Origin of the sequence: Mycobacterium asiaticum, assembly GCF_001673635.1 — a bacterium.
GTDB lineage: Bacteria > Actinomycetota > Actinomycetes > Mycobacteriales > Mycobacteriaceae > Mycobacterium > Mycobacterium asiaticum_C.
In genome coordinates this window covers 47,413-57,375 of sequence record NZ_LZMH01000016.1, presented here as the reverse complement: position 1 = coordinate 57,375, position 9,963 = coordinate 47,413, and the positions used below count along the sequence as shown (strand labels likewise).

Below are 9,963 nucleotides of genomic sequence, written 5' to 3'. Positions count from 1 at the left end.
GCCCGCGGCACCCGGGGCGCCCGCCCCGCCGGCCCCACCCAGGCCGCCATTCCCGAAGAACCCAGCGTCGCCACCGGCGCCACCGGCTTGCCCAACACCGCCGGACCCGCCGTTACCGCCGTTGCCCCACAGGATCCCGCCAGCACCCCCAGCCACTCCGGTTTCCGGCGCGCCGTTGGCGCCGTCACCGATCAGCGGACGCCCCAAGAACGCAGTGGTAGGGCCGTTGACGGCAGCCAAAATGGATTGCTGCGCCTGCTGTAGCAGCGGACCGTTGGCCGCCTCAATCGCGGCATAGCTGGCCGCCGCCTGGTTCAACGCACGGACCACATCGGCTTGGAACGATGCCGCCTGCGTGCTCAGCGCCTGATATTCCTGGCCATAGTTGGCCAGAAATGCGGCGATTGCCGCAGACACCTCATCCTGTGCCGCTGCAAGCAGCGACGTCGTCGGTTCCGCCGCGGCCGCGTTGGCGGCCCGCAGCGCCGACCCCAAGCCGGTCAGATCCTGGGCGGCTGCCGCCACCGTCTCCGGCGAAACGATCACGAAGGACGACATGACGGCTCCCAGCGGTCGGGACAATGAGCGCATAAAGGCACAGCCGATATGCCAAGCATCCGGCGCTCATCAGATCGATTCGAATAAATACTTCCGGCAGGATCAATTCCAGGTATGTTAGACCCCTCTGATCAAGATCGGCGTAAATCCCGGCAAATCGTCTGGTTAAATCTCACCAGCAATTCGAGTCTTCCGGCAAACCCCAGCCCCGCCCACATTTAATCTTCTGCAGCGCCGCACTTTTCGGCTCAGCGCATAGCGTGGAGTTATGGCAGAGATCGATCTGGATGCACTTTCGACGCCCGAGCACGGCTACACCGTCGACGACCAGGATGACGACGAACCGGTCCTGCTGGACCGGGACGGCAAACCGGTCGAGACCTGGCGCGAGCGCTATCCCTACGACGACCGGATGCCCCGCGACGAATACGAGTGGCTCAAACGCCGGCTGCAGATCGAACTGCTGAAGCTGCAGAACCACAGCCGGAGCACGGGCACCCGGCACTTGATTCTGTTCGAGGGTCGCGACGCCGCCGGCAAGGGCGGCACCATCCAGCGATTCATGGAGCATCTGAATCCCCGAACAGCGCGGGTGGTGGCACTGGAGAAGCCCTCAGAGCGCGAGCAGACGCAGTGGTATTTCCAGCGCTACATCACCCACCTGCCGGCCGCGGGCGAGATGGTGCTGTTCGACCGCTCTTGGTACAACCGCGCCGGCGTAGAGAAGGTGATGGGTTTCTGCACCCCCGAGCAGCACGCTGAATTCCTCGAACAGGCACCGGCATTGGAGAAGCTCCTGGTCAACGACGGAATCAAGCTCACCAAGCTGTGGTTCTCGGTGTCGCCCCACGAGCAACGCACCAGGTTCGCCATTCGACTTGTCGATCCCGTCAAGCAATGGAAATTCTCGCCGATGGACATGGAATCGGTGAAGCGATGGGACGCGTACACGGCCGCGAAAGAGGAAATGTTCGCCGCGACCGACACCGACTTCGCGCCGTGGATCGTGGTGAAAAGCAATGACAAGAAGCGCGCCCGCATCAACGCGATGCGATACCTGCTCGACAAATTCGACTACGAGGACAAGGACCACGAGCTGGTGGGCGTGCCCGATCCGCTGATCGTCGGGCGTGCGCTGAAAGACTGAGCGTCGAAGAACTGCATTTTCACCCAGTGGTAATATTGTTCTCATGTTTCAGCAATACCTATGCGACGCGCCATGACGCTCCTGGAGAGCGGTAACGGACTGCCGGCGCACGTGCAAGGCGCCGCGGACCCGCGGTTCGCTTGCGCCGTAACCACTTTCGCGAAGATCTTCTCCGGCGGACCCCGCTTCGGCGGCGGCGCGCTGTCGGTCTACGTGGACGGCGAACCCGTCGTCGACGTCTGGACCGGGTGGTCGGACCGCCACGGTGAGGTGCCCTGGACCGCCGACACCGGCGCCATGGTGTTCTCCGCGAGCAAGGGAGTGGCCGCCACCGTCCTGCACCGCCTGGTCGACCGCGGCGAGCTTTCCTACGACGCGCCGGTCGCGCAGTACTGGCCCGAGTTCGGCGCCAACGGCAAGGCCGAGATCACGGTGCGTGACATGCTGGCGCACAAATCCGGCCTGTCACACCTGCAAGGGGTCAGCAAAGAAGAGTTGCTCGACCACCGTCTGATGGAAGAGCGCATGGCGGCAGCGCCGGTCGACCGGCATGCCGGCAGGGCCGCCTATCACGCGTTCACCTACGGCTGGCTCACGTCGGGATTGGCCCGCGCGATCACGGGCAAGGGCATGGGCGAGTTGTTCCGCACCGAGATAGCCGAGACGCTGGACACCGACGGGCTGCACCTCGGTCGTCCGCCCGCGGCTGCACCTACCAAAGCCGCGCAGATCATGTTCCCCCAGACCACGCGCGCCAACCCGTTGTTTGACCTACTGGCGCCCCGGCTCGCGGAGCTGCCGATCGCCGGTGGCCTGGGCGCGATGTATGTCCCCGGGATCACCTCCCTGATCCAGGGCGACACGCCGTTCCTGGACAGCGAGATTCCGTCGGTGAACGCGGTGGTGACGGCGCGCGGGCTGGCCAAGATGTACGGTGCGTTGGCCAACGACGGCCGGGTAGCCCAAACCCCACTGCTTTCAGAGGAATTGGCGGCGGGGCTGCTGGGCAAGACCAGCTTGCGCCCCGACCTGAACCTGATCGTCCCGATGTCGTTCAACCTCGGCTACCACGGATCACCGGTGCCCGGCCTGCTCCGCGGTTACGGGCATGCCGGGCTGGGTGGCACCATCGGCTGGGCCGACCCGGTTACGAAGAGCTCATTCGCGTTCGTGCACAACCGGCTGGTCACCCCGATCCTGTTGGACCAGATCCTGTTCGTGCCGCTGATCCTGCCCATCCGCCGCGCCACGGCGGCGGCCCATCAGAACGGCTTCACGGCAGTGCCGGATCTCGGAGCGCCGTATCAGACGGCTTTGGTCGCACCGACGTAGGACAACACCACGTCGGATTCATCGGTGATTCGGGTCAGCGTCGAGTAGGAGCGAACGAACGATTGTCCGACGCATCCGTCGATCTTCATGTGGAACTCGCTGATCATGATCCACGGATTGGGACCCTTGAATTCTTTCCTGACCACCGGCACCACCACCACGAATCCCGGCTTCATCCCGACGCTGACCACTCCGTTGTACGGCGTGCTGATCAGCGGTAGGAGTTGGAACGGCTCGCCTGGTCCGAACGGCACCACCGCGCCGAGCGAGGGAGAAACACCCCCACCGTTGGCCATGGTGACACCGTTGGCTGTGCTCATATCGATGCCGCAACCGATTTCGTAGCCCACCTCGAGAATGCCGTGCGGGGTTTCCGGACCGATCAGGGAAGCGACGAATATCCCGCTGGACAGGTATTCACGCGACGACGCGGCGGTGGTCAACGGCGCCACCGGAACGTGCTTCTCGTCCCTGGCCCCGAGCGCCAGGGTCCAGCCGTCAGGCGTCGTCACCCGGGCGGGCACGCCGGGTGGTACCGCGCCGTCGGCCGACGACGCTGCGCCGACCGGCTGCGAGAAAGGGTCGGCCGCCGCCGACGGGGTGGAAACAGGTAGCGCCAGACAGACAGCGAGAACCGCAGCACGACGAACGACCGCGGACATGCGCACCACGGGCTACACGCTAGGTACAGTCCGGGCCAGTGTGGGCTTTGCTGGCTGACATGATCGGAGTTGTTGCGCGTTTGTAGCCGGTTTGCGACGAACACTCGGCAGGCTCGGATCGCAACAGCGTTTAACGAGTAAGCTCAGACATGGCCAGTCATTCGCGCCAGAGCAGAGAGGGCGACCGATGAGCCTTCGGAAATTTGCTGCGGGCATCGCTGCCGGCCTGATTGGACTTGCGGCCGCAGTCGGCAGTGCCGGCGCCGCAAACGCGGACCCCGATGACGCGGTGCCACCGATCATCGATGACTACTTGATCATCATCAACCCGCAGCTGGCGCAGGATCCCCGTTCCACGGACACACCCAACAACTTCGGCGTACCGGGCGCCAAGGACTGGACCGGCAGCGGAATGTTTTGTCAGAATCGAAACGCCAACTGCAAGAAGATGGGCTTCTAGCCCAACGAAATTTGCTGCCGGACAAGGCAATCAGCAGTTCGGTGTAGTCTACTAGTGGCTGCGGCCGGAAGGATGTTCCGTTTGTCCACCTGGCTCATCACCGGTTGTTCGACGGGGCTTGGTCGCGCCCTGGCTGAGGCCGTCATCGACAAGGGGCACAACGCGGTCGTGACGGCCCGCGACGTCACCAGCGTGAACGATCTCGCCGATGCCACCCCCGAGCGGGTGCTTGCGGCAACGCTGGACGTGACCAAGCCCGAACAGATCGACGAGGCGGTACTCCAAGCGCAGGAACGGTTCGGCGATATCGACGTGCTGGTCAACAACGCCGGCTACGGCTATCGATCCGCTGTCGAAGAGGGTGAAGACCAGAAGGTTCGCGCTCTGTTCGAAACGCACTTCTTCGGCACGGTCGCGATGATCAAGGCCGTCCTGCCGGCCATGCGTGCCCGCGGTTCCGGCGCCATCGTCAACATCTCCTCGATCGGCGTGCAGTTGACGCCGGTCGGATCGGGCTATTACTCGGCGGCCAAAGCCGCGGTCGAAGGCATGAGCGGGGCATTGACCGGTGAGCTTGCGCCGCTCGGCATTTCGGTCACCGTGGTCGAGCCCGGCGCCTTCCGTACCGATTTCTCCGGTCGCTCGCTGACGCAGTCGGAGACGGTCATTGATGACTACGCCGAGACCGCGGGACGACGCCGCAAAGAGAACGACACCATGCACGGTCACCAGACCGGTGATCCCGCCAAGGCGGCAGCAGCGATCATCGCCGCGGTCGAGGCGAACGAACCCCCCGCGTTCCTGCTGCTCGGCCAGGATGCGCTGTTCTCCTACCGGCATATCGCCGAGCGGCGCGCCAAGGAGATCGCCGCTTGGGAGGACCTCAGCGCAGGCACATGTTTAGACGACTGTACGTAAAGCCTTACGGCGTTGAACTTTTGTAACGATCAAAGCGTCCAGCGAGTACCTTCCCGCACCAAGGAACACCAGCAGGAAGAAGCCGAAGCAGTACAGGATGGCTAAGGTCCCACCGTTGCCGCCGGGCGGTTCGCCGATGGGCCATAAAGCGTGCGGTTGGTGCATCCAGAAATAGGCGACCGCCATCGTGCCGGACGCGAAGAACGCCGCGATCCGGGTGAACAGGCCCGCCGCGACCAACAACCCGGTGACGAATTCGATGGCCCCGGCGTACCAAGCTGGCCATTGCAGAACCGGGATGTCTTGGCCGGTCGAGACAGGCCAATCGAACAGAATCATGGAGCCGTGGCCCGCAAACAAGAGCCCGTAGACCAGTCGAAACAGGCTCAGCACCGCAGGCGAATAGCCGGCGAGGCGTTGGTCGAGGTTCATCTGACCCACCCTACGACCGTGACGGTGGCGGCCTAAATAGTGGGATGCATGTCTGTTACGCCACTCACGGTCGCGGCCCGCAAGCCAATAGCGTCCACGACATGCAAACAATTCCTGGCCTCGTCGATTCCGCGGTAGCTCGGGCCGCGCTTCAGCTGGCCGAATCCACCGAGTCAACATCGGTTTTCAATCACAGCGTGCGCAGCTACCTGTTCGCTGAGCTGCTCGCCGCTCACGACGGTCTAAGCCCGCAAACCGATTACGACAGCGAAACCCTGTTCCTGGGCTCCGTCCTGCACGACCTCGGCGCCGGGACCGCAGCTGCCGGCAAGGAACGTTTCGAGGTCGAAGGTGCCGACCTGGCAGCGACCCTGCTGACCGAACACGGTTGTGACCGTGCGGTAGTGGATGCGGTTTGGGAGGCGATCGCGCTGCACAGCTCCATGGGGATTGCACACCGCCGCGGGCCTATCTGTTATCTGGTCAGTGGCGGGGTAGGCATCGACTTCGGCCGCAACGCCGACTTCATCGACGACCAAGCCGCCGAGGCCATCCACTCTCGGTACCCGCGGTTGGCCATGGCCACAACGTTGGTGGACGCCATCGCCGCGCATGCCCAGCGCAGCCCGGACGCGGGAATGCCCTACACCATGGGCGGTGAGGTCCTGCGCGAACGGCGCAGTGGGGCGACCACGATGCTCGAGCACATGGCCGCGGCCGGCCGCTGGGGTAGCTGACCAGAGCCGTAGAGCCCTCGTGTACATGTACAGATGCACACGAGGAGACCACATTGGCATACCTGTACCTGCTCGTCGCCATCTTCGCCGAGGTGGTGGCCACCAGCCTGCTCAAGAGCACCGACGGCTTCAGTCGGCTATGGCCGACAACGGCCTGCCTGCTCGGGTATGCCGTCGCGTTCGCTTTACTCGCGCTGTCGATCTCGCGCGGCATGCAAACCGATGTCGCCTACGCACTGTGGTCGGCGATAGGCACGGCCGCGATCGTGTTGATCGCGGTGATGTTCCTGGGCTCCCCCATCTCGACCGCAAAGGTGGTCGGCGTCGGACTGATCATTGCCGGCGTGGTCACACTGAATCTCGGTGGCGCCCACTGACTTGGCCGGCCGGCTCGCCCACCACGGTCGCCGCCCAGGCAAGCAGCCTCCGCCACAGCCGATGCCGGCTCGAGGCCATGTTGTGGCAGTGCGCGCTGCCCGACAGGATCACGGTCGTCAGGTCGGGGCTATCGCGGTACATGGCGGCTTCGGCGCGCGGATCCGGCGAGACGTCGGTGGCACCGTAGCCGACCAGGACCGGCACGTCGATGGTGGCTGCGTGCTCGGCGACGATGCCGGGGATCATCGCGAGGCCGAACACCCGCGGTACCACCGACTTCGTTGCGGCGGAATCGGCTTCGATGACAGCGGACGGCACATCGGGCAGATGGAACCAGCTCTGCAGGTCGTCGCGCGGGCCTTCGAAGTACGGCGCCGGCAGGGCTGCGAGGATCTCGTCGCGAAGCGCTGTCCGCCCCTGCGGCGTGGCGGCCCGGGCAATGAAGTCCGGGCTCAGATTCAGCGGTGCCACATGCTTATTGGTGCACCCAAGTACCGCGAGCCCCACATAACTGGAATAGAGGGCTTGTTGGGTGATCGCCAGGTATCCGCCCAGGGAATGCGCGACGGCGACCACGGGCCGGTCGTCACCCGTCACGTCGGGCATGGCCGAAACCGCAACGGCGAGCGCGGCCGCGATGTGGGCGAAGTCGAAATCGCGTGTGAGCTTTGAACTCTCGCCCGTACCCAACGGGTCGACCGTTACGACCGAATAGCCGTTGCCGGCCGCGAATTCGGCGAAACTGTAGCCACAATGACCCGGGACGTGCAAATCCCAGTAGTGCCTGCTGTAGGTGCCGCCGGGCAGGCAGCACAGGACGGCGCCCCTTGGGTCAGCAGTGCACGCCGGGTAGTAGGTCGCGGCCAGGGATGCCGGCTCCCCCAGCGCAGCACTGACGTCGAAGTCGATGCTGGATCCGGAGGTCAACGCATCGAACCGTCAGGAAACCCGCGAGCCCAGCCGACCCAGATAAGCCAGCCACATCAAGCCGCCGAGCACCGAAGCGACAATCGCCCACGTCTTCGCGGTATTGGACGCACTGGTCGCTTCGGCATAGCGCCCCTGTCCCCATAACCCGTCCACCCTGGCGGCGTAAACGGTCGCCACGATGCCCGGGATGGTGCACAGGAAGATCGTGATGATCGACCACACCAGGTAATTGCTCGGCTTGCCCGCCTGCCCGTACTGCATGTGCGGCGGATAGGCGCCATAGGGTTGCGGCGACGACGGCGGGTATCCACCGCCCGGCGGTGGGTATCCCCCGCCCGGCGGTGGGTATCCCCCGGGTGGGTAGCCGCCGCCCGGCGCCGGGTAGCCGTACGGCTGTTGCGGCTGCGGCGGTGGGTATCCGCCGCCTTGGTAAGGCGGGTACTCCCCCGGCGAAGGCTCATAGCCTCCATACGGCGAGTAGTTGTCGGGCGGTGGGCCTGTCATGGCGACTCCGAACTGGAGTTAGCTGGAAAACGCGATCCATAACAGTGGCGCGGTGCATTGGGCGCTGTCAATCCCCAATCGGCACTTAACTATCAAGCTCTGGAACCGGCCGACCAGGATTGACCAGTATGTAACGGGTGATCGCGAGGCCGCCCGACGAGAACGCTGACAAACGATTCCATCAACCCGATCCGCTGCACCGGATGATCTGGCGTCGCCGTAATCAGCTTGGGCGCAACCTGTTCGGCAAACACCCGACGCCATGGTCAGCCGCGATCGCGGCACTGCCGGCCGGGTTCGACGGCGTCGTCAACCGGCCGGCCGAATAGCCCTGGTGCAGGGGTCTTGACACGGTTGGTTGATCCCGGGCAAGACCTGCGGTGTGATATCTGCGCCCGCGCGAATTGTCGCAAACGCCGCGATCGCGCCCAGGACACATATGACGGCCGTAATGATCAGCGCCACAGAGTAACCGGGACCGAGTGGCTGCCCGGGACCGGCGCTGATCCCCGCGGCCACCGGCAGCACTGCCACGGCGAACAATCCGGCGACCCTGGCGATGGCGTTGTTGACCCCCGAAGCAGTGCCCGCATAGTTATCCGGGACGGCAGACAGGACTGCCGCGGTCAAGGGCGCGACCGTGATCGCCAGCCCTACGCCGAACACCACCACTGCCGGCAGTACCGCACTCAAATACGTTGACCCGGGGACAATCCGGGCCATCAAAGCCAGGCCCACCGCCGCCACGAGCGGGCCGATGGTCATCGGAACCCGAGGACCCGTGCGTTGCGCAACAGCGCCGGCACGCGGAGAGCCGATCATCGTGATGATGGTGATCGGTAACGTCGCAACTCCGGCCGCAAGCGCGGAATAGTGCATGCTTTGCTGCAACTGCAGAACCAACAAGAACAACGCGCCGCCGACGGCGGTGTAGACGGCCAACGTACTCAGGTTTGCGCCAGTGAACTGCGCGGAGCGAAATAGCTTGAGCGGCAACAACGGTGCCGCCACTCGCCGCTCGATCAGCGGAAACGCCACTAAACCTGCGACGCCGACGATCGCCGTGCCCACAACGCCGGCGGTCCAGCCACGAGCGGGAACCTCGATCAGCGCATACGTCACCCCGGCCAGGCCGACGGTGATCGTCATCGTCCCCGCGAAGTCCGGACGGCCGGCGGCGGTCGGGTCACGTGACTCGCGGAGATGGCGTGCCGCGATCCAGGCCACTGCGGCGGCGAGCGGGACATTCAACAAGAACACCAGACGCCAGGACACCGCGTCGACCAGCCACCCGCCGATGAACGGACCGAGCGCCGTCGTCGCCCCGGACGCCCCGGCCCAAATTCCTACCGCACGACCCCGGTCCGCCTCGATGATGCCTGCATCGATCAACGCGAGACTGCCCGGCACAAGTGCGGCTGCACCGACGCCCTGGATCAGCCGGGCGCCGATCAGCCAGCCGATCCCTGGAGCCAGACCGCATGCGAGCGACGCGAGGGTGAAAATCGCCAGCCCGGCGACGAAGATCCGGCGGCGACCGTACCGGTCGCCGGCGACGCCGCCGGAAAGCAGTAACGCGCTTAAGGTCAATAGATAGCCATCCAGGATCCACTGCTGATCGGTCAGGCCGGCATCGAAGTCCCGACCAATCGCGGGAAGCGCCACGTTGACGACCGTGCCGTCCAGAAACGCGATGCCTGAGCCCAGGACCGCGGCGGCAAGCAGCCAGCGCGCACCGGCCGACGCCAACGGCAACTGACCCACCCCAGCATTGTGCGGCACGCGGCAGCGGTGATCATGCCTGTCGGAACAAAAAGAAAGGGACGCGGAGTTTACTCATGCAATCTCCTGCGTCCCGGTCCACCATATCCCGGCACCGGGGGCTTGCGGCAAGGCCAGGGTCGT

At 64.9% G+C, this 9,963-nt stretch carries 13 protein-coding genes; 7 read left to right on the top strand and 6 right to left on the bottom strand.

Features of this window, described 5'->3' with window-relative positions; genetic code table 11:
- Nucleotides 1–558 (bottom strand): PE family protein (locus tag A5645_RS04480; protein WP_155767841.1); only part of this gene is annotated, 558 nt, incomplete at its 3' end.
- Between the two features lie 268 nt (nucleotides 559–826).
- Between A5645_RS04480 and ppk2 the strand changes: the two genes are divergently transcribed.
- Nucleotides 827–1,705 carry a polyphosphate kinase 2 gene (ppk2, locus tag A5645_RS04475; protein ID WP_065128593.1) on the top strand — a complete coding sequence of 293 codons (879 nt, stop codon included), beginning with the start codon at nucleotides 827–829 and terminating at the stop codon, nucleotides 1,703–1,705.
- A gap of 72 nt (nucleotides 1,706–1,777) precedes the next feature.
- The gene (gene lipL, locus A5645_RS04470; RefSeq protein ID WP_301336978.1) at nucleotides 1,778–3,037 is read left to right on the top strand and encodes an esterase/beta-lactamase LipL; all 1,260 of its coding nucleotides are present in this window, start codon (nucleotides 1,778–1,780) and stop codon (nucleotides 3,035–3,037) included.
- On the opposite strand, the gene A5645_RS04465 is transcribed toward lipL, so the two are convergent.
- Complete coding sequence (locus tag A5645_RS04465; RefSeq protein ID WP_065034788.1) at nucleotides 3,010–3,699, bottom strand: MspA family porin; 690 nt, start codon at nucleotides 3,697–3,699, stop codon at nucleotides 3,010–3,012. The genes lipL and A5645_RS04465 overlap by 28 nt on opposite strands.
- A gap of 187 nt (nucleotides 3,700–3,886) precedes the next feature.
- On the opposite strand from A5645_RS04465, the gene A5645_RS04460 reads away from it, so the two are divergent.
- A complete protein-coding gene (locus A5645_RS04460; protein WP_065128591.1) occupies nucleotides 3,887–4,159 on the top strand; it encodes a hypothetical protein in 273 nt (90 codons plus the stop codon).
- An 81-nt stretch (nucleotides 4,160–4,240) separates the two neighbouring features.
- Nucleotides 4,241–5,077 (top strand): oxidoreductase, encoded by an 837-nt coding sequence (locus A5645_RS04455; RefSeq protein ID WP_065034787.1) that lies wholly within the window; start codon nucleotides 4,241–4,243, stop codon nucleotides 5,075–5,077.
- Here A5645_RS04455 and A5645_RS04450 read toward each other — a convergent pair.
- A complete protein-coding gene (locus tag A5645_RS04450; RefSeq protein WP_065034778.1) occupies nucleotides 5,060–5,509 on the bottom strand; it encodes a DoxX family protein in 450 nt (149 codons plus the stop codon). The two genes, A5645_RS04455 and A5645_RS04450, sit on opposite strands and share 18 nt — an antisense overlap.
- 101 nt (nucleotides 5,510–5,610) lie before the next feature.
- On the opposite strand from A5645_RS04450, the gene A5645_RS04445 reads away from it, so the two are divergent.
- Both A5645_RS04445 and A5645_RS04440 read left to right on the top strand, forming a co-directional pair.
- Nucleotides 5,611–6,246, top strand: a complete 636-nt coding sequence (locus A5645_RS04445) for an HD domain-containing protein (RefSeq protein ID WP_065034777.1) — start codon at nucleotides 5,611–5,613, stop codon at nucleotides 6,244–6,246.
- 53 nt (nucleotides 6,247–6,299) lie between these two features.
- A complete protein-coding gene (locus A5645_RS04440) occupies nucleotides 6,300–6,623 on the top strand; it encodes a DMT family transporter (protein WP_065034776.1) in 324 nt (107 codons plus the stop codon).
- Here A5645_RS04440 and A5645_RS04435 read toward each other — a convergent pair.
- A complete protein-coding gene (locus A5645_RS04435; RefSeq protein ID WP_065128590.1) occupies nucleotides 6,595–7,551 on the bottom strand; it encodes an alpha/beta hydrolase in 957 nt (318 codons plus the stop codon). The genes A5645_RS04440 and A5645_RS04435 overlap by 29 nt on opposite strands.
- Nucleotides 7,552–7,563: 12 nt before the next feature.
- Nucleotides 7,564–8,058: a CD225/dispanin family protein gene (locus tag A5645_RS27535; protein WP_155767840.1), complete on the bottom strand. Its 495-nt coding sequence runs from the start codon at nucleotides 8,056–8,058 to the stop codon at nucleotides 7,564–7,566.
- Nucleotides 8,059–8,195: 137 nt separating this feature from the next.
- Between A5645_RS27535 and A5645_RS04425 the strand changes: the two genes are divergently transcribed.
- Complete coding sequence (locus tag A5645_RS04425; RefSeq protein ID WP_065128589.1) at nucleotides 8,196–8,387, top strand: hypothetical protein; 192 nt, start codon at nucleotides 8,196–8,198, stop codon at nucleotides 8,385–8,387.
- On the opposite strand, the gene A5645_RS04420 is transcribed toward A5645_RS04425, so the two are convergent.
- Nucleotides 8,368–9,822 (bottom strand): MFS transporter, encoded by a 1,455-nt coding sequence (locus A5645_RS04420; RefSeq protein ID WP_081288156.1) that lies wholly within the window; start codon nucleotides 9,820–9,822, stop codon nucleotides 8,368–8,370. The genes A5645_RS04425 and A5645_RS04420 overlap by 20 nt on opposite strands.
- Between the last annotated feature and the right edge of the window lie 141 nt (nucleotides 9,823–9,963).